25 protein-coding genes are annotated in these 16,414 nt (G+C 66.1%); 1 reads left to right on the forward strand and 24 read right to left on the reverse strand.

From position 1 onward, the window contains the following. Positions 1–73 precede the first annotated feature (73 nt). The 5 genes from crcB to ACT535_RS05035 all read right to left on the reverse strand — a co-directional run bounded on the left by crcB (position 74) and on the right by ACT535_RS05035 (position 3,848). Positions 74–463: a fluoride efflux transporter CrcB gene (gene crcB / locus ACT535_RS05015; RefSeq protein WP_168458236.1), complete on the reverse strand. Its 390-nt coding sequence runs from the start codon at positions 461–463 to the stop codon at positions 74–76. Positions 464–484: 21 nt separating this feature from the next. Beyond that, on the reverse strand, positions 485–763 hold the full coding sequence (locus ACT535_RS05020; protein ID WP_476363549.1) for a type II toxin-antitoxin system RelE/ParE family toxin: 279 nt from the start codon (positions 761–763) through the stop codon (positions 485–487). Beyond that, positions 763–990, reverse strand: a complete 228-nt coding sequence (locus ACT535_RS05025) for a hypothetical protein (RefSeq protein WP_394008356.1) — start codon at positions 988–990, stop codon at positions 763–765. The genes ACT535_RS05020 and ACT535_RS05025 overlap by 1 nt, the downstream gene beginning before the upstream one ends. Before the next feature lie 70 nt (positions 991–1,060). Further along, positions 1,061–2,371, reverse strand: coding sequence for a replication-associated recombination protein A (locus tag ACT535_RS05030; protein ID WP_476363550.1), 1,311 nt, complete (start codon positions 2,369–2,371; stop codon positions 1,061–1,063). A 19-nt stretch (positions 2,372–2,390) separates the two neighbouring features. Next, positions 2,391–3,848 carry a DegQ family serine endoprotease gene (locus ACT535_RS05035; RefSeq protein WP_476363551.1) on the reverse strand — a complete coding sequence of 486 codons (1,458 nt, stop codon included), beginning with the start codon at positions 3,846–3,848 and terminating at the stop codon, positions 2,391–2,393. 254 nt (positions 3,849–4,102) lie between these two features. Here ACT535_RS05035 and ACT535_RS05040 point away from each other — a divergent pair, with 254 nt between their 5' ends. Further along, the gene (locus ACT535_RS05040; RefSeq protein WP_476363552.1) at positions 4,103–5,710 is read left to right on the forward strand and encodes a phospholipase effector Tle1 domain-containing protein; all 1,608 of its coding nucleotides are present in this window, start codon (positions 4,103–4,105) and stop codon (positions 5,708–5,710) included. A 132-nt stretch (positions 5,711–5,842) separates the two neighbouring features. On the opposite strand, the gene rplQ is transcribed toward ACT535_RS05040, so the two are convergent. From rplQ to rpmC, 19 genes are all read right to left on the reverse strand, one after another. Next, positions 5,843–6,259 carry a 50S ribosomal protein L17 gene (rplQ, locus tag ACT535_RS05045; protein ID WP_024278465.1) on the reverse strand — a complete coding sequence of 139 codons (417 nt, stop codon included), beginning with the start codon at positions 6,257–6,259 and terminating at the stop codon, positions 5,843–5,845. Between the two features lie 103 nt (positions 6,260–6,362). After that, on the reverse strand, positions 6,363–7,379 hold the full coding sequence (locus ACT535_RS05050; protein ID WP_024278464.1) for a DNA-directed RNA polymerase subunit alpha: 1,017 nt from the start codon (positions 7,377–7,379) through the stop codon (positions 6,363–6,365). Positions 7,380–7,521: 142 nt separating this feature from the next. Beyond that, positions 7,522–7,911 carry a 30S ribosomal protein S11 gene (rpsK, locus tag ACT535_RS05055; RefSeq protein ID WP_024278463.1) on the reverse strand — a complete coding sequence of 130 codons (390 nt, stop codon included), beginning with the start codon at positions 7,909–7,911 and terminating at the stop codon, positions 7,522–7,524. 122 nt (positions 7,912–8,033) lie between these two features. Further along, entirely contained in the window at positions 8,034–8,402 is a 369-nt protein-coding gene (gene rpsM, locus ACT535_RS05060) for a 30S ribosomal protein S13 (RefSeq protein WP_024278462.1), read from the reverse strand. Positions 8,403–8,602: 200 nt separating this feature from the next. Continuing rightward, positions 8,603–8,908 (reverse strand): hypothetical protein, encoded by a 306-nt coding sequence (locus ACT535_RS05065; RefSeq protein ID WP_476363553.1) that lies wholly within the window; start codon positions 8,906–8,908, stop codon positions 8,603–8,605. 115 nt (positions 8,909–9,023) lie between these two features. Further along, positions 9,024–9,611 carry an adenylate kinase gene (locus tag ACT535_RS05070; RefSeq protein ID WP_476363554.1) on the reverse strand — a complete coding sequence of 196 codons (588 nt, stop codon included), beginning with the start codon at positions 9,609–9,611 and terminating at the stop codon, positions 9,024–9,026. 1 nt (position 9,612) lies between these two features. Further along, positions 9,613–10,947: a preprotein translocase subunit SecY gene (secY, locus tag ACT535_RS05075; RefSeq protein ID WP_476363555.1), complete on the reverse strand. Its 1,335-nt coding sequence runs from the start codon at positions 10,945–10,947 to the stop codon at positions 9,613–9,615. A 503-nt stretch (positions 10,948–11,450) separates the two neighbouring features. After that, a complete protein-coding gene (gene rplO / locus ACT535_RS05080; protein ID WP_476363556.1) occupies positions 11,451–11,927 on the reverse strand; it encodes a 50S ribosomal protein L15 in 477 nt (158 codons plus the stop codon). A gap of 10 nt (positions 11,928–11,937) precedes the next feature. After that, positions 11,938–12,120, reverse strand: a complete 183-nt coding sequence (rpmD, locus tag ACT535_RS05085) for a 50S ribosomal protein L30 (protein WP_024278458.1) — start codon at positions 12,118–12,120, stop codon at positions 11,938–11,940. Between the two features lie 30 nt (positions 12,121–12,150). Continuing rightward, entirely contained in the window at positions 12,151–12,708 is a 558-nt protein-coding gene (rpsE, locus tag ACT535_RS05090) for a 30S ribosomal protein S5 (RefSeq protein ID WP_024278457.1), read from the reverse strand. Between the two features lie 17 nt (positions 12,709–12,725). Next, positions 12,726–13,088: a 50S ribosomal protein L18 gene (rplR, locus tag ACT535_RS05095; protein ID WP_168458245.1), complete on the reverse strand. Its 363-nt coding sequence runs from the start codon at positions 13,086–13,088 to the stop codon at positions 12,726–12,728. 12 nt (positions 13,089–13,100) lie between these two features. After that, positions 13,101–13,634 (reverse strand): 50S ribosomal protein L6, encoded by a 534-nt coding sequence (gene rplF / locus ACT535_RS05100; protein WP_168458246.1) that lies wholly within the window; start codon positions 13,632–13,634, stop codon positions 13,101–13,103. Between the two features lie 14 nt (positions 13,635–13,648). Beyond that, positions 13,649–14,047, reverse strand: a complete 399-nt coding sequence (gene rpsH, locus ACT535_RS05105; RefSeq protein WP_168458247.1) for a 30S ribosomal protein S8 — start codon at positions 14,045–14,047, stop codon at positions 13,649–13,651. Positions 14,048–14,057: 10 nt separating this feature from the next. Next, complete coding sequence (gene rpsN, locus ACT535_RS05110) at positions 14,058–14,363, reverse strand: 30S ribosomal protein S14 (protein ID WP_024278453.1); 306 nt, start codon at positions 14,361–14,363, stop codon at positions 14,058–14,060. 145 nt (positions 14,364–14,508) lie between these two features. Continuing rightward, positions 14,509–15,066 carry a 50S ribosomal protein L5 gene (gene rplE, locus ACT535_RS05115; protein WP_168458248.1) on the reverse strand — a complete coding sequence of 186 codons (558 nt, stop codon included), beginning with the start codon at positions 15,064–15,066 and terminating at the stop codon, positions 14,509–14,511. Beyond that, complete coding sequence (gene rplX, locus ACT535_RS05120; RefSeq protein ID WP_168458249.1) at positions 15,059–15,376, reverse strand: 50S ribosomal protein L24; 318 nt, start codon at positions 15,374–15,376, stop codon at positions 15,059–15,061. Before rplX ends, rplE begins: the two co-directional genes overlap by 8 nt. Next, positions 15,376–15,744, reverse strand: a complete 369-nt coding sequence (gene rplN, locus ACT535_RS05125; protein ID WP_024278450.1) for a 50S ribosomal protein L14 — start codon at positions 15,742–15,744, stop codon at positions 15,376–15,378. The genes rplX and rplN overlap by 1 nt, the downstream gene beginning before the upstream one ends. A 191-nt stretch (positions 15,745–15,935) precedes the next feature. Continuing rightward, positions 15,936–16,184, reverse strand: coding sequence for a 30S ribosomal protein S17 (rpsQ, locus tag ACT535_RS05130; protein WP_024278449.1), 249 nt, complete (start codon positions 16,182–16,184; stop codon positions 15,936–15,938). A gap of 7 nt (positions 16,185–16,191) precedes the next feature. Beyond that, complete coding sequence (gene rpmC / locus ACT535_RS05135) at positions 16,192–16,404, reverse strand: 50S ribosomal protein L29 (RefSeq protein ID WP_024278448.1); 213 nt, start codon at positions 16,402–16,404, stop codon at positions 16,192–16,194. Between the last annotated feature and the right edge of the window lie 10 nt (positions 16,405–16,414).

A 16,414-nucleotide genomic window follows, 5' to 3' on the forward strand; every position in this document is an offset into this window, starting at 1 on the left:
CATGGCCACCGTCTCGCCGAAAGTCCTGCGCGCGCCTCAGCCCGCGCGGCGCCTGAGCGTGGCAACGCCAAAATCACGTCAGGCTGCGCACCAGCATGATGCCGGCCCACACGCCGCCGAAGCCCAGCAGCACCGAGCCGAAGGCATAGGCCAGCGCCATCCCCAGCTCGCCGCGCTCGGCGAGATAGAGGAAATCCAGCGAGAAGGTGGAGAAGGTGGTGTAGCCGCCGAGCACCCCGGTGGTGAGGAACAGCCGCACCGGCTGCGTCCACCCCTCGCCGTCCTTGAAGGCGAGATAGCCCGCCATCAGCCCCATGATGAGGCTGCCGGAAATGTTGATGAGGAAGGTGGCGAAGGGAAAACCCGTGCCCAGCAGCCGCGGCACGGCCAGATTCACGAAATGCCGGATGGTGCCGCCGAGACCGGCGCCGAGGAAGACGATGAGGGCGGGAGGCAGGGTCATTGGGCAGGTTCCGGAACGGGATCAGGAGCGCAAGCGCCTCGCGGCGTGGAGAACGGCAAGGATGGTGATGCCATCTCCATCCACACGATAGATGACAAGATGGGGCGTATCGGCGATGGCGCGTTGCCGCGTGCCCGGCACGACGCCCACCGGAGCGGATAGCGGGTGGTCCACGAGATTAAGGATCGCGCACTCGATGCGAGCGATAAGGCGGCCCGCAGCCGCAGGGCTGTCGGCGGCAACATGGCGCTCAATCTGCCTGAGATGCCCGAGGGCCCGGGCACGGAAGGTGACCTTCATCACCGATAGCGGGCAAAAAAAGCTTCGACTTCCTCGGGAGAAGCGTTCGGCTCCCCATCCTCCAGCGCCCGGCGGACCTCTTCCTCCTGCTCGGGGGTGAGGACGTAGAGGTCGCCGTCCGCTGCGCCCGCCTCGATCACGTGGAGAAATTCGCGGGCGAGCGCGTCCTGCTCCGCTTCGGGCAGGGCTTCGAGCTTCTCGATGAGTTCGCGCATCAGCCGGGTCATGGTGATCTTCGTCGGTGCCAGCCTGTTGCCAATCATACACGATGGCCCAAGCCCTCGCCATTTGGGCCCGCTATTTCCCGCCCCGCTCGGCCCGCAGGCGCGCCCAATAATCCAGGCGCTTCCTGATCTCGCGCTCGAAGCCGCGCTCCACCGGGTGGTAGAAGCTCTGGCGGCCCAGCGCCTCGGGGAAATAGTTCTGGCCGGAGAAGGCGTCCGGCTCGTCATGGTCGTAGCGATAGCCGGTGCCGTAGCCCTCGGCCTTCATGAGCTTCGTCGGCGCGTTGAGGATGACCTTGGGCGGCACCAGCGAGCCGCCCTCCTTGGCGACGCGCATGGCGGCCTTGAAGGCGGTGTAGACGGCATTCGATTTCGGGGCGGTGGCCACATAGACCACCGCCTGCGCCAATGCCAGCTCCCCCTCCGGGGAGCCGAGGAAGTCGTAGGCCTCCTTCGCCGCATTGGCGACGACGAGGGCCTGCGGGTCGGCATTGCCGATGTCTTCGATGGCCATGCGCACGATGCGCCGGGCGAGGAACAGCGGGCTCTCCCCCGCATCCAGCATGCGCGCGAGATAATAGAGCGCCGCGTCGGGATCGGAGCCGCGCACCGCCTTGTGCAACGCGGAGATGAGATTGTAGTGGCCGTCCTCGCTCTTGTCGTAGATGGGCGCGCGGCGCTGCACCACCTCGCTCAGGCCGGCCACGTCGAACACCTCGCCCGGCCGCGCGGCGCGCCACACCTCTTCCGCCAGCGTCAGGGAGGCGCGGCCGTCGCCATCGGCCATGTTCACCAGCGCGACGCGCGCCTCCTCGGAAAGGGGGAGTTCGCGACCCTCCACCTCTTCGGCGCGGGCAAGCAGCTTGGCGACGGCTTCGGCATCGAGCGAGCGGAACACCAGCACGCGGGCGCGGGAGAGAAGGGCCGCGTTCAGCTCGAAGGAGGGATTTTCCGTGGTGGCGCCCACCAGCGTCACCGTGCCGTCCTCCATGACGGGCAGGAAGCTATCCTGCTGCGCGCGGTTGAAGCGGTGAATCTCGTCCACGAACAGGAGCGTCGCGGTGCCCGAGAGGCGGCGGCCACGGGCCTGCTCGAACACCTTCTTCAGGTCGGCGACGCCGGAGAAGATGGCCGAGATCTGCTCGAAATGCAGGTCGGTCGCCGAGGCCAGCAGGCGCGCCACGGTGGTCTTGCCGGTGCCGGGCGGCCCCCACAGGATGAGCGAGCCGAGGGAGCGCGTCTCCAGCATGCGCGAGAGCACGCCGTCCGGCCCCACCAGATGGTCCTGCCCCACCACCTCCGAGAGGCGCGACGGGCGCAGCCGGTCGGCGAGGGGGCGCGCTACCCCCTCCCCCAGTCCCGCCGCTGCGAACAGATCGCCCATGTGCTTTGTGTTCCGCGCCTCAGCCGCGCAGGACCGCGGTGATGCTGCGGCCGCCGCGCATCACCGTCACCCGCCAGCCGCGCTGGGGCACGGCGGAGAGCTGGCCGAGATCGCCGGTGCGGCCGACCTTTTCGTTGTTCACCTCGACGATCACGTCGCCCGGGCGGAAACCTGCCGCCGCGGCGGGCGAATTCTCCTCCACGTCATAGACCACGACGCCGGTGGCGTTGGTGTCCACCTTCAGCTCCTCGGCGACGGCCGGGGACAGGTTGACGATGGTCGCCCCGGCGAATGGCGAACGACCGCGCAGAAGCAACTCCTCCCGCGGCACCGTCTCGGGCGCGACTTCCAGCACCACCACCAGCGTCTGCTCCTTGCCGGAGCGATTCACCAGCAGCGCGGCCTTGCCGCCGATGGGGCGGGTGGCGAGCCGGTAGTTGAGGGATTCGGGATCGTCGATCCCCTGCCCCTCCACCGACACCACGAGATCGCCCGTCTTGAGCCCGGCCTTGGCGGCGGGGCTGCCGGCGGTGACGCCCTGCACCAGCACGCCGGTGGGGCGCGGCAGGCCGAGGCTCTCGGCGATGTCCGGCGTCACGCGTTGCAGACGGGCGCCCAGCCACGGCCGGCGCACGGACTTCGACCCGCTCTTCGCCTGCTCCACCACCACCCGGCCCATATTGGCGGGAATGGCGAAGCCGATGCCGTGGGAGCCGCCGGAGCGCGAGTAGATGGCGGAATTGATCCCCACCACGCGCCCGGCCATGTCCACCAGCGGCCCGCCCGAGTTGCCGGGATTGATGGCCGCATCGGTCTGGATGAAGAACTGGTAGTCGGAAACGCCCACCTGGGTGCGCGCCAGCGCCGAGACGATGCCCTGCGTCACCGTCTGCCCGACGCCGAAGGGATCACCGATGGCGAGCACGAGATCGCCCACGGCGAGCCCGTCCGAATCGCCCAGCTCCAGGAAGGGGAAGCGCTCCTTCGCCTCGCTCTTGATGCGCAGCACGGCGAGGTCGGTGCGCTGGTCGCGCAGCAGCACCTCGGCCTCGTATTCGCGGCGGTCGTTGAGGGCGATGCGGATTTCGTCCGCGCCCTCGATGACATGGTAGTTGGTGAGCACCAGCCCCGAGGGATCGACGATCACCCCCGAGCCGAGCGAGCGCTGCACCCGCTCCGGCGCGCGCAGGCCCGGACCGTCGCCGGGACCACCCGGACCGCCAGGGCCCGGCATGCCGAAGAAGCGGCGGAAGAAGGGATCATCGAAGATCGGATTCACGCGCTGCTGCGCCGTCTTCAGCGCATAGACGTTCACCACCGCAGGCGCCGTCTTTGCCACCACCGGCGCGAAGGTGAGAGTCACTTCCGCTTGGGACGCCGGAACACGCGGCTGCTGCGCCGCCGGCTGGGCGAAGGCGGGCCCAGATGCTCCGAGCAGGGCGAGACCCGCGAGCGCCGCCGCCACGCATTGGCGCATCAATGTCCCGGTCCTGGAGAGGGAAGAAGCGATCATCCGTTTAATACCATCGATTGCAGCCGGTACCCGTCACGGGACGCAGGCGGGGCACCCCACTAGATAGTCACGGTCTCTATTAGGGCCAGCCTCGCATAACGGCAAAGGCGAGTGGCCGCGCGACCGGGGAGAGTATGGCAACTTGAAGTTGAAGAGACTTCATCCCTCTGTAAACTGAACCGGCGCAGTAGGCGCAGGATCACGCCAGGGGGCAGGCGATGGGCCGCAACATCATCATTTTCTCCGACGGGACCGGCCAGGCCGGGGGCATCCATTTCGACGAGCGCCGATCCAACATCTACAAGATGTACCGGGCCATGCGCTGTGGGCCCGATTCGACCATCGACCCCCAATCGCAGGCTGCATTCTACGACCCTGGCCTCGGCTCGCCGCTGGACGGAAGCGCACTTTACCGTGGTCCCGTGCGCTGGATTTACGACCTTGTGAGCCAAGCGACGGGCTTCGGCATCACCGCCAATATCGTCGACTGCTACGCCGCACTGATCCGCCTCTGGCGGCCGGGCGATCGGATCTTCCTGTTCGGCTTCAGCCGTGGCGCCTATACGATACGCTGCCTTGCCGGCGTGCTCCGCTACTGTGGCGTCCCGACCCATATGCCCGACGGCAGCCCCGTGCCCCTCGACAAGGCGTCCACCCAGGCTCTCGCAAATTATGCGGTGAAGCACGTCTACCAATTCACGACTTCGCGGCTGCCAAAACAGGCGAGTGTGCGGCAAAACTTCCTTCTGGAGACGCGAAAGCGCATCGCACGGCGGTTCCGAGCCGAGCACGGTTCCGAATGGAGCGATGATCCGGACCGACCTAACGCCGCGCCATATTTCATTGGCGCCTTTGATACGGTCGCTTCGCTCTTCGATTGGCGCAAGTTCGTACCCGCGCTCTTCGGTTTCATTGTGGCCTTTGCAATTTTTGCCAGCCTATCTGCCTGGTCTGCCCTCAATATTTGGGGCATCCGGCCCACAACGACCGTTATCGCCGAATTTTCCATTATTTTAATTCTTGCACTATACGTTTTAATAAAATCACACCTCAAATTTGATTTCAATATACCCGGCTACACATGCTCTCAACATTTCCGGACGATCCATTTCACTGAATTGCTTCAGCGTTTCTATGATACGAACCTGTACAAGCACATACCATACGCAAAGCATGCGCTGTCGATTGACGAGAACCGCGAGGCATTCGGAAGGGTGAAATGGGATCCGGATAACGATTCGGCCTTCACCGGCCGGGACAGCGCCGGAAACATCTATTTCGAGCAGGTGTGGTTCAGCGGTGTCCATTCCGACATCGGCGGCAGCTACGCCGAGGACGAATCGCGCCTCTCCGACATCGCGCTCAAATGGATGGTGGATTGCGCCACCGCCATTCCGGACGGATTGCAGCACGACCCGGGCATCCTGCGCGCCTACCCCGACCCCGCGGGCTTTCAGCACGACGCGCGCAAGGACGGCATCGAATGGATCACACGCAACTTCGGCGTGACGTACCCCCTGGGATATCGCGACCCACCGAAAGAAGCCGTGCTGCACCCTACTGTCTATGACCGCTTCGATGCCGCCGAGGTTCCGATCTATGACCGTCTCGGGCCCTACAGGCCGGCGGCCTTGCAAAAGCACGTGGACGTCGCCCACCTCTATCTCGAAACCAAATCCGCCGATCCGCAAAAAGCCGCCCGCACCAAAGTCTGGGGGGCGCCACAGGTGGCTCCTCGGCCGACGCCCCGGAAAATCTATCCGCAACGCCCGAAGGCGCGGAGGGTCAGGCGCGCTCCACAGGGTCAGTGCCGCAAGGGCTTCTGACATCGGGCTTCTGACATCGGGCCTCGCCCGTGCCAGCAAGGCCGGAGGGATCGACAGGTGATGCGCCGACAGAACGAAAAAGGGGCGGTCCGAAGACCGCCCCTTTTTCACATGCTCAATTGAGCCTGACGCTCACGCGGCTTCGGCAGCCGCGGCGGTGCGGGCGTGGTCGGCGGCGCCCTTGGCGTCCACGTCACGATCCACGAACTCGATCACCGCGACGGCGGTGTTGTCGCCATAGCGGAAGCCGGCCTTGACGATGCGGGTGTAGCCACCCGGACGGGCCGCATAGCGGGGCGCCAGCACGTCGAACAGCTTCTTGACCACGGCCTGGTCCTTCAGCTCGGCGATCGCCTGGCGGCGGGCGTGCAGGTCGCCGCGACGGGCGAGGGTCACGAGCTTCTCCACCACCGGGCGAAGATCCTTCGCCTTGGGCAGGGTGGTCACGATCTGCTCGTGGGTGATGAGGGCGCCCGCGAGATTGGAGAACATCGCCTTGCGGTGCTCCCAGGTGCGGTTGAACTTGCGATGAACCTTGCCGTGACGCATGACGGCGAACTCCTGAAGATGGCGACGGGCGAGCCGGTCGAAGGGTTGCGCGGCTCGGGCCGCTCAAAAGGGATCAGGGCAGCGTACCGCCCCGGATTGCGGATCAGTAGTGCTCCTCGAAGCGCTTGGCCAGCTCTTCGATGTTCTCGGGCGGCCAGCCGGGCACTTCCATGCCGAGATGCAGGCCGAGGGAGGCGAGCACCTCCTTGATCTCGTTGAGCGACTTGCGGCCGAAATTCGGCGTGCGGAGCATCTCCGTCTCGCTCTTCTGGATCAGGTCGCCGATGTAGACGATGTTGTCGTTCTTCAGGCAGTTCGCCGAACGGACGGAGAGCTCGAGCTCGTCCACCTTCTTCAGCAGGGCCGGAGAGAACGGCAGCGTCTGGATCGCGGTCGCCTCGCTCTCGCGCTTGGGCTCCTCGAAGTTGACGAAGATCTCCAGCTGGTCCTGCAGGATGCGCGCGGCATAGGCCAGCGCGTCCTCGGCCGTGATCGAGCCGTTGGTCTCGATCTGGAGCGTCAGCTTGTCATAGTCGAGGATCTGGCCCTCACGGGTGTTCTCGACCTTGTAGGAGACCTTGCGCACCGGCGAGTAGAGGCTGTCGATCGGGATCAGGCCGATCGGAGCATCCTCGGGACGGTTGCGGTCAGCGGCGACATAGCCCTTGCCGGTGTCGACCGTGAACTCGATGCGCAGCTCCGCGCCCTCGTCGAGGGTGCAGATCGGCAGATGCGGGTTCAGGATCTGCACGTCGCCGACGGTCTGGATGTCGCCGGCCACCAGCACGCCGGGGCCGGTCTTCTTGGCCACCATGCGCTTCGGGCCGTCGCCCTGCATCTTGATGGCCACATCCTTCACGTTGAGGATGATGTCCGTCACATCCTCACGCACGCCGGGGATCGACGAGAACTCGTGCAGCACGCCGTCGATGTGGATCGAGGTCACCGCCGCGCCCTGGAGCGACGACAGGAGGATGCGGCGCAGGGCGTTGCCGAGGGTCATGCCGAAGCCGCGCTCCAGCGGCTCGGCGACGACGGTCGCGAGGCGCTTGGGATCGTGGCCGGGATTGACCTGCAGCTTCTCGGGCTTGATCAGCTCTTGCCAGTTCTTCTGAATCACTTGCTTCACCTTGCTTTCTCGCCGGGCCACGGCATCTGCCGGGGTGGTGAGCCTCAACCGGAGGCCTGGCCCGTCCCGCTCGGGGGAGGAGAAACCGGGCTTGATCCCCACGGGCCGGGCCCGCGGAGGAACGAAGTGCGGATCAGACGCGGCGGCGCTTGCGCGGACGGCAGCCGTTGTGCGGGATCGGCGTCACGTCGCGGATGGAGGTGACGAGGAAGCCCGCCGCCTGCAGCGCGCGAAGAGCGGACTCACGGCCCGAACCCGGACCGCAGACTTCCACTTCCAGGGTGCGCATGCCGTGCTCGGCCGCCTTGCGGGCCGCGTCCTCGGCCGCGACCTGCGCGGCGTACGGGGTGGACTTGCGCGACCCCTTGAAGCCCATGGCACCGGCCGAGGACCAGGAGATGGTGTTGCCCTGGGCGTCGGTGATGGTGATCATGGTGTTGTTGAACGAGGCGTTCACATGCGCCACGCCGGAGGCGATGTTCTTGCGCTCGCGGCGCTTCACGCGTGTTGCTTCTTTAGCCATCTGTCTCTCAGATCCTTCAGGCGCGCCCGTAGCTCCAGGCGCTCGGGATGGCCCTTGACGGGCCGGTCAACGGGGAAAGGCCGGCTTGGCCGGCCTCCCCAATTCTCAAGCCTTGCGGCCGATCACTTCTTCTTGCCGGCGATCGGCTTCGCCGGACCCTTGCGGGTGCGGGCGTTGGTGTGGGTGCGCTGGCCGCGCACGGGCAGGCCACGGCGATGGCGCAGGCCGCGGTAGCAGCCGAGGTCCATCAGGCGCTTGATGTTCATCGCCACTTCGCGGCGCAGGTCGCCTTCCACGATGTAGTCGCGGTCGATGGTCTCGCGGATCTGCAGCACTTCCTGGTCGGTCAGCTGGTTCACGCGACGCTCGGCGGGAATGCCCACCTTCTCGACGATCTCTTCAGCCTTCTTGGGGCCGATGCCGTGGATGTACTGGAGCGCGATGACGACGCGCTTGTTGGTCGGGATGTTGACGCCTGCAATACGAGCCACTGCGCTCTCCATGTGCGCCGGAGCCCGAGGGCCGCCGGCCGGTGTTGTCCCCGCGTCCGGTGGAGGCCGGCCCATGCGGGATCTTGACGAAATCTGCCCCGGATACGACAAAGCGACCGCCCTGCCCAACCCTTTCGGGTGGACCGAACGGCACCTGTTCCGAAGCGAGGGAGTGCCCATAGCGGAGATTCTGCGAGGGGTCAAGGGCATGAGCCCCTGCCTTCCGGCCAGCCCAGGGCCACGATCCGCTCCGCCGCTCCTTGCGGATTGCCGGAACCGGAGGGAAGGCCGATTTCGCTCACGGCGATATGCTCGAGCAGCGCCTGGATATCCCCGACGCCGGCACCGTCCGCCAGCGCCCGGACCACCCGGCCGGCATAGCCTTCGTATTCGTCTCGCGCCTGGGCAGCCTCCCGCACACCGATCGGATCCCAAACATCGATCAGAACTTGGCGGACGGCGCTGATCGCTGCTTTGACGTCACCCGTGCCGAAGTCTCGCTGCATCGGAGAAGCTTTCCCGGATGTCCGGCCGCGCCCGCAAGGTTCGAATCGAAAAGGCCCTTCCGCCATCCGGCGAAAGGGCCTTGATCTCTTATCGGAAGGCCGAAGCCCCCTGCCCTCACGCCGCCTTGGCGAGCACACCGTCGATGGCGGCGGTGACCTGATCGATGGGCGCCATGCCGTCGATCTGCTTCAGCTGGCCGCGGGCCTTGTAATAGGGCGCCACGACAGCTGTGTCGCGGTTGTAGGCCTCGAGGCGGGTCTTGAAGACCACCGGATCATCGTCCTTGCGCACCGGCTCGCCCTTGGCGGCGGCCTCGGCGGCGCGGTTGAGGATGCGGTTGACCAGCTTTTCCTGGTCCACCACCAGCTCGATCACCGCGTCGAGCTTGAGGCCCTTCTCGGTGAGCAGCCGGTCCAGCGCTTCGGCCTGCGCCACCGTGCGCGGGAAGCCGTCGAGGATGAACCCGTTCTTCGCGTCCGGCTCGCCGATGCGCTCGGCGATGATGCCGATGACGATCTCGTCCGAGACCAGCCCGCCGGCATCCATCACCGCCTTCGCCTTCAGCCCCACCGGCGTGCCCGCGGCAACCGCCGCACGCAGCATGTCTCCGGTGGAAAGCTGGACGATGCCGTGACGGGCCACCAGCCGCTGTGCCTGAGTTCCCTTGCCTGCCCCGGGCGGGCCCAACAGCACCAGCCTCATATTACTTCCTCCTCCCCCCGCGCAGCTTGGCCTTCTTGACCAGTCCTTCGTACTGGTGGGCCAACAGATGTCCCTGGATCTGGGACACGGTGTCCATGGTCACGCTGACCACGATCAGAAGCGACGTTCCTCCGAAATAGAACGGAAGAGAGGCGTAGGAAATCAGCAGTTCGGGGAAGAGGCAAACCGCCGCAATGTAGGCGGCGCCCACGACGGTGATGCGGGTCAGCACATAGTCGATGTACTCGGCCGTCCGCTCGCCGGGGCGGATGCCCGGAATGAAGCCGCCGTGCTTCTTCAGATTGTCCGCCGTCTCCACCGGATTGAACACGATGGCGGTGTAGAAGAAGCAGAAGAACACGATCAGCGCCACATACAGCACCATGTAGAGCGGGCGCCCGTGGCCGATGTGGGTGGTGATGGTCTGCAGCCACTCCGGCCCCGAGCCCTGCATGAAGCTGGCGATGGTGGTGGGGATGAGCAGCAGCGAGGAGGCGAAGATCGGCGGGATGACGCCCGACGTGTTCAGCTTCAGCGGCAGGTGCGAGGACTGGCCCTCATAGATGCGGTTGCCCACCTGGCGCTTGGGATACTGGATCAGCAGCCGGCGCTGGGCGCGCTCCATGAACACGATGAAGGCGATGACCACCACGGCCATCAGGATCATGCCGAGAATCACCACCGTGGAGATGGCGCCCTCACGGCCGAGTTCCAGGGTGCGCACGAAGGCGCCCGGCAACTCGGCGACGATGCCGGCGAAGATGATGAGCGAGGTACCGTTGCCGATGCCGCGCGAGGTGATCTGCTCACCCAGCCACATCAGGAACATGGTGCCGCCGGTCAGGGTGATGACCGTGGAGATGCGGAAGAACCAGCCGGGCTCCGCCACCACGCTGCCCGAGCCCTCGAGGCCGACGGCAATGCCGTAGGCCTGAAACAGGGCCAGCACCACGGTGAGGTAGCGGGTGTACTGGTTGAGCTGCTTGCGGCCCGCCTCGCCTTCCTTCTTCAGCGCCTCCAGCGTCGGCGAGACGCTGGTGAGGAGCTGGATGATGATGGAGGCGGAGATGTACGGCATGATGTTCAGGGCGAAGATGGCCATGCGCTGCACGGCGCCGCCCGAGAACATGTTGAAGAGGCCGATGATTCCCTGCTGGGCGTTCTTGAAGACGTCCGCCAGCGCGTCCGGATTGATGCCGGGCATGGGGATGTAGGTGCCGAGCCGGTAGACGAGAAGCGCGCCGAGGGTGAACCAGATGCGCTTCTTCAGCTCCTCGGCCTTGCCGAGGGCACCGAAATTGAGGTTCGCCGCGAGTTGTTCCGCCGCCGAGACCATGCCTTGCTCCGATGGACGCCACCCTGGTGGGCGGCCCTTATATGAGGGCGCAACGCTCGGGTGCCAAGGCAAAGGGACCAAGGCTCTCCGCCGACGGTCCCGCTACCGGCTCCCTTGCCGAAGCGATGGACCCTGGCGGGAGTGCCATGGGGCCGGTGCCCGGGCGCGTCCCGGACCATGAGTCCCGGACGGAGCGTTGGGGCAAACTGGGCCGGCGCGACGGATGGCCGCAGGCCGGCAGGAGAGCCGATAAACGGCCGATGGTGCGCCGCTGGCGGCACGCGGGGCCGAACCCGACTCGGGTGATGGACCCATGGGACCGTCACACCCGTCACACCTACGGCGGCACCTGAGCGTCACCTAAACGGGGCCAGCGACACGCGCTGCCCGAAACACGAAGACCCGGCCACCGGCCGGGCATCCGCAAGAGGTTGGTCCGAACATGGGTTCGGCGCGGCGGCCAGAAAGCCCCGCGCCGTCCCCTGTTCCGGATCAGCCTCGGCTCACTCGGCCTCGACGGCCGGCGCGAGCACGGTCACCGAGCCACCGGCCTTCTCCACGGCGGCGACGGCGGACTTGGTGGCGTAGGCCACTTCCAGCGTCACCTTGGCGGAGAGCTCACCGGTGCCGAGCACGCGCACGCCATCCTTCGCCCGGCGCAGCACGCCAGCGGTGACGAGGGCGGCCTCGGTCACGGGCTGGCCCGCGTCGAGACGGCCGGCATCGACCGCAGCCTGGATCTTGGCGAGGGAGACCTCGTTGTAGTCCAGGCGGAAGATGTTGTGGAAGCCGCGCTTCGGCAGGCGACGATGCAGCGGCATCTGGCCGCCCTCGAAGCCCTTGATGGCGACGCCGGTCCGGGCCTTCTGACCCTTCACGCCGCGGCCAGCGGTCTTGCCCTTGCCGGAGCCGATGCCCCGACCGACGCGCATCCGCTTCTTGCGGGCGCCGGGATTGTCCCTGATTTCGTCGAGCTTCATGTCCCGCTCCTCACTCGACCACACGGACGAGGTGGGCGACCTTGGCGATCATGCCGCGGACGGCCGGGGTATCCTTGAGAGTGGAGCGGCGGTGCCGCTTGTTCAGCCCGAGGCCGACGAGGGTGGCCTCCTGGTCGAACGGGCGGCGGATCGGCGAGCCGATCTGCTCCACGGTGATGGTCTTGTCGCTCATGGCGCAATCCTATCCTTCGGTCTGCGCCGCTCAGTCGGTCGCTTCCGCGTCTTCGACGCGGCGGCGGGACTGGAGCTGGGAGACCTTGATGCCGCGACGCGCAGCGACGGAGCGCGGCGAGTCCTGGTTCTTCAGGGCGTCGAAGGTGGCGCGCACCATGTTGTAGGGGTTGGAAGACCCGAAGGACTTCGCCACCACATCGTGCATGCCGAGGGTCTCGAACACCGCGCGCATCGGGCCGCCGGCGATGATGCCGGTACCGGCCGGGGCGGCGCGGAGCACCACCTTGCCGGCGCCGTGGTGACCATGCACGTCGTGGTGCAGGGTCCGGCCTTCGCGCAGCGGCACGCGGATGAGTGCGCGCTTGGCGCTCTCGGTAGCCTTGCGGATGGCCTCCGGCACCTCGCGGGCCTTGCCGTGGCCGAAGCCGACGCGGCCCTTCTGGTCACCGACCACCACCAGGGCAGCGAAGCCGAAGCGACGGCCGCCCTTCACAACCTTGGCGACGCGGTTGATGTGGACCAGCTTGTCCACGAACGTATTGTCGCGGTCCTCGCGCTCGTGGCGCTGTTCCCGTTCACGGGCCATGTTCGCTCGTCCTTGCGTCAGAACTGAAGGCCGCCTTCGCGGGCGCCCTCAGCGAGCGCCTTGACGCGCCCATGATAGATGTATGCGCCACGGTCGAAGACGACCGCAGTCACGCCCTTCGCCACCGCCCGCTCGGCAACGAGCTTGCCGATGGTCTTGGCGGCCTCGGTGTCCGCACCGGTCTTCAGCGACCCGCGCAGATCCTTCTCGAGGCTCGATGCTGCGGCGAGAGTCTCGCCCTTCGCATCGTCGATGATCTGCGCATAGATGTGCTGCGAGGTCCGGTGCACCGACAGGCGGGGACGCCCGCTCGCAGCAACGCGGATCGCACGGCGCACCTTGGCCTTGCGGCGCGCCTGCGCCTCCAAATCCTTAGCCATGGTTCGCCTCCGTCACTTCTTCTTGCCTTCCTTGCGGAAGATGAATTCGCCGGCATACTTGACGCCCTTGCCCTTGTAGGGTTCGGGGCCACGGAACTCGCGGATCTCCGCCGCCACCTGGCCGACCTTCTGCCGGTCGATGCCCGAGATCACCACTTCGGTGGGCTTGGGGGTGACGATCTGGATGCCCTCGGGGATCGCGTAGATCACGTCGTGGCTGTAGCCGAGCGAGAGGTTCAGGTTCTTGCCCTGCACCGCCGCCTTGTAGCCGACGCCGGTGATCTCGAGCTTCTTCTCGAAGCCCTTGGTCACGCCTTCGACCAGGTTGGAAACCAGCGTGCGGGACATGCCCCACATGGCCTTGTGCCGGGAGGTCTCGCCGTTCATGGCGAGCTTGATCTCCGAGCCTTCGACCTTGGCGGCAATCTCTTCCACCAGGGTCACTTCGAGGGCGCCCTTGGGCCCCTTCACCTTCACCGTCTGTCCGTCCAGGCTGGCGGTGACACCAGCCGGAATGGCGACGGGCAACTTGCCGATCTTCGACATCTTGTCCTCCGTCGTCAGAACACGGTGAAGAGCACTTCGCCGCCGACGTTCTTGTCGCGGGCTTCGTGGTCGGCCATCACGCCCTGGGGCGTGGAGACGACCGCGATGCCGAGACCGTTGGCGACGCGGGGAAGGTTCTTGACGGCCGCATAGACGCGGCGGCCGGGCTTCGACACGCGGGCGATCTCGCGGATCACCGGCGTTCCGTCGAAATACTTGAGCTCGATCTCGAACTCGGTCCGGCCGTTGCCGTGATCGGTCGAGGTGTAGCCGCGGATATAGCCCTCGTCGCGGAGCACATCGAGCACCGAGGCGCGCAGACGCGAGCCGGGGGTCGAGGTCTTGTCCTTGCGGCGCATCTGGGCGTTGCGGATGCGGGTGATCAGATCGCCGATGGGATCAGTTACAGCCATCGTTCCCTCCTCACCAGCTCGACTTCACGAGGCCGGGCACCATGCCCTGGTTGCCCAGCTCGCGCAGCGCGATACGGCTCATCTTGAGCTTGCGGTAGAAGGCACGCGGACGGCCAGTCACCTCGCAGCGGTTGCGGATCCGGATCTTCGCGCCGTTGCGCGGCATTTCCGCCAGCTTGAGGGTCGCCTGGAAGCGCTCCTCGATCGGCAGGGTCTTGTCATTCACGATCGCCTTCAGACGCGCGCGCTTCGCCGCCTGGCCAGTGGCCAGCTTGCGGCGGCGCTCGTTCGTCTCGATCGCGCTCTTCTTCGCCATCTTAAGCTCCTGTTCTCCGCGTCTGAGCAGCTCGTCCTGAGCCCCTCACGGCCGGAAAATCATGTCTTCACTCGTCTCGTCGTCCGGGTCCGGCGAGAGGCCGGAACCGAAGAGGCGCTTCGAGCGAAGCGCCCCTCATACCCGTTCACTGGCGGAAGGGGAAGTTGAAGGCCTTCAGAAGCGCGCGGGCTTCCTCGTCGGTCTTCGCCGTGGTGCACACGATGATGTCCATGCCCCAGATCTGCTCGACGCGGTCGTAGTTGATCTCGGGGAACACGATGTGCTCCTTCACGCCCATGGCATAGTTGCCACGGCCGTCGAAGCTCTTCGGGTTCAGGCCGCGGAAGTCGCGGACGCGGGGCAGAGCCACGGTCACGAGGCGGTCCATGAACTCGTACATGCGGGTCTTCCGAAGGGTGACCTTCGCGCCGACCGGCTGGTTCTCGCGCAGCTTGAAGTTCGAGATCGCCTTGCGGGCCCGGGTGATGACCGGCTTCTGGCCGGCGATCTGGGCGAGGTCCGCAGCGGCGGTCGTCACCTTCTTGGTGTCGGCGGTGGCTTCGCCCACGCCCATGTTGATGACGATCTTCTCGATGACCGGCACTTCCATGGGGTTCTTGTAGCCGAACTGCTCGATCATCTTCGGCCGCACCACCTCATCATAGAAGGTGCGCAGCCGCGCGTTGTAGGTCGCCTCAGCCATCGATCCTCTCCCCGGAACGCTTGGCCACGCGGACCTTGCGTCCGTCCTCCAGCACATCGAAGCCGACGCGGGTCGGCTTGCCGTCCTTGGGATCGGCAATGGCGACGTTCGACAGGTGGATGGGAGCCTCCTTGGAGATGATCCCGCCTTCCTGGTTCGCCGACTGGCGCTGGTGACGCTTCACGATATTCACGCCGCGCACGAGAGCCTTCTCGTCCTTCGGCATCACCTGGATGACCTCGCCGGTGCGGCCCTTGTCGCGGCCGGCGAGGACGACGACCTTGTCGCCCTTCTTGATCTTCGCGGCCATCACAGCACCTCCGGCGCCAGCGAGATGATCTTCATGTGGTTCTTGGAGCGCAGCTCGCGCGGAACCGGTCCGAAGATGCGGGTGCCCACCGGCTCCTTGTTGTTGTTGATCAGCACGGCCGCGTTCTTGTCGAAGCGGATGACCGAGCCATCGACGCGACGGATGTCCTTGGCGGTGCGAACCACCACGGCCTTCATCACGTCGCCCTTCTTCACGCGGCCGCGCGGAATCGCCTCCTTGACGGACACCACGATGATGTCGCCGACGTGGGCATACTTCCGCTTCGAGCCGCCAAGTACCTTGATGCACATGACGCGACGGGCGCCGGAATTGTCCGCCACGTCGAGATTGGTCTGCATCTGGATCATGACGCACCTGTTCTCGTCATCCAGCGCCGCCGGCGCACCGGCATTGCCTCAACCCTTGTTCGCCGTGCCCGCTCATCGGAACACGGTGTTGCCGCGGTGCGGTCTCCACTCGATCCCCCCGAAGGACGATCGACGGACCCGGCACCGGAGCCCTCCCGGCCGGACGATCCATCCGGACGGGAAACTCTCTATCAGACCTCGGCGCGCTTTTCGCCCTGGATCACGATCCAGTTCTTCAGCTTCGAGATCGGACGGTGCTCCTCGATCCAAACCGTATCGCCCACGTGCCAGTTATTGGCCTCGTCGTGGGCATGATACTTCTTGGACCGGCGCACGGTCTTCTTGAGCAGCGGGTGGGTGAAGCGACGCTCCACCCGGACCACCACGGTCTTGTCGGTCTTGTCGCTCACCACGACGCCCTGGAGCACGCGCTTCGGCATCGCTTCCTCACTTCGCCTTCTGCACCGGCGAACCGGTGCGCTTGTCGGTCTGCACGGTCTTGATCCGCGCGATGTCGCGGCGGATCTGCTTGGACCGGGCGGTATTCTCCAGCTGACCCGTCGCCTTCTGGAAGCGCAGGTTGAACTGTTCCTTCTTCAGCTTCAGCAGCTCATCGGCGAGCTGATCGGGGCTGAGGGCCCGAACGTCCTCGGCTTTCATGAGCCTCTCC

The organism is Xanthobacter sp. DMC12 (genome assembly GCF_056314105.1).

Coding starts and splice junctions, on each gene's coding strand:
- crcB (WP_168458236.1), bottom strand. CDS start 463: ATGACCCTGCCTCCCGCCCTCATCGTCTTCCTCGGCGCCGGTCTCGGC.
- ACT535_RS05020 (WP_476363549.1), bottom strand. CDS start 763: ATGAAGGTCACCTTCCGTGCCCGGGCCCTCGGGCATCTCAGGCAGATT.
- ACT535_RS05025 (WP_394008356.1), bottom strand. CDS start 990: ATGACCCGGCTGATGCGCGAACTCATCGAGAAGCTCGAAGCCCTGCCC.
- ACT535_RS05030 (WP_476363550.1), bottom strand. CDS start 2,371: ATGGGCGATCTGTTCGCAGCGGCGGGACTGGGGGAGGGGGTAGCGCGC.
- ACT535_RS05035 (WP_476363551.1), bottom strand. CDS start 3,848: ATGCGCCAATGCGTGGCGGCGGCGCTCGCGGGTCTCGCCCTGCTCGGA.
- ACT535_RS05040 (WP_476363552.1), top strand. CDS start 4,103: ATGGGCCGCAACATCATCATTTTCTCCGACGGGACCGGCCAGGCCGGG.
- rplQ (WP_024278465.1), bottom strand. CDS start 6,259: ATGCGTCACGGCAAGGTTCATCGCAAGTTCAACCGCACCTGGGAGCAC.
- rpsK (WP_024278463.1), bottom strand. CDS start 7,911: ATGGCTAAAGAAGCAACACGCGTGAAGCGCCGCGAGCGCAAGAACATC.
- ACT535_RS05065 (WP_476363553.1), bottom strand. CDS start 8,908: ATGCAGCGAGACTTCGGCACGGGTGACGTCAAAGCAGCGATCAGCGCC.
- ACT535_RS05070 (WP_476363554.1), bottom strand. CDS start 9,611: ATGAGGCTGGTGCTGTTGGGCCCGCCCGGGGCAGGCAAGGGAACTCAG.
- secY (WP_476363555.1), bottom strand. CDS start 10,947: ATGGTCTCGGCGGCGGAACAACTCGCGGCGAACCTCAATTTCGGTGCC.
- rplO (WP_476363556.1), bottom strand. CDS start 11,927: ATGAAGCTCGACGAAATCAGGGACAATCCCGGCGCCCGCAAGAAGCGG.
- rpmD (WP_024278458.1), bottom strand. CDS start 12,120: ATGAGCGACAAGACCATCACCGTGGAGCAGATCGGCTCGCCGATCCGC.
- rpsE (WP_024278457.1), bottom strand. CDS start 12,708: ATGGCCCGTGAACGGGAACAGCGCCACGAGCGCGAGGACCGCGACAAT.
- rplR (WP_168458245.1), bottom strand. CDS start 13,088: ATGGCTAAGGATTTGGAGGCGCAGGCGCGCCGCAAGGCCAAGGTGCGC.
- rplF (WP_168458246.1), bottom strand. CDS start 13,634: ATGTCGAAGATCGGCAAGTTGCCCGTCGCCATTCCGGCTGGTGTCACC.
- rpsH (WP_168458247.1), bottom strand. CDS start 14,047: ATGGCTGTAACTGATCCCATCGGCGATCTGATCACCCGCATCCGCAAC.
- rpsN (WP_024278453.1), bottom strand. CDS start 14,363: ATGGCGAAGAAGAGCGCGATCGAGACGAACGAGCGCCGCCGCAAGCTG.
- rplE (WP_168458248.1), bottom strand. CDS start 15,066: ATGGCTGAGGCGACCTACAACGCGCGGCTGCGCACCTTCTATGATGAG.
- rplX (WP_168458249.1), bottom strand. CDS start 15,376: ATGGCCGCGAAGATCAAGAAGGGCGACAAGGTCGTCGTCCTCGCCGGC.
- rplN (WP_024278450.1), bottom strand. CDS start 15,744: ATGATCCAGATGCAGACCAATCTCGACGTGGCGGACAATTCCGGCGCC.
- rpsQ (WP_024278449.1), bottom strand. CDS start 16,184: ATGCCGAAGCGCGTGCTCCAGGGCGTCGTGGTGAGCGACAAGACCGAC.
- rpmC (WP_024278448.1), bottom strand. CDS start 16,404: ATGAAAGCCGAGGACGTTCGGGCCCTCAGCCCCGATCAGCTCGCCGAT.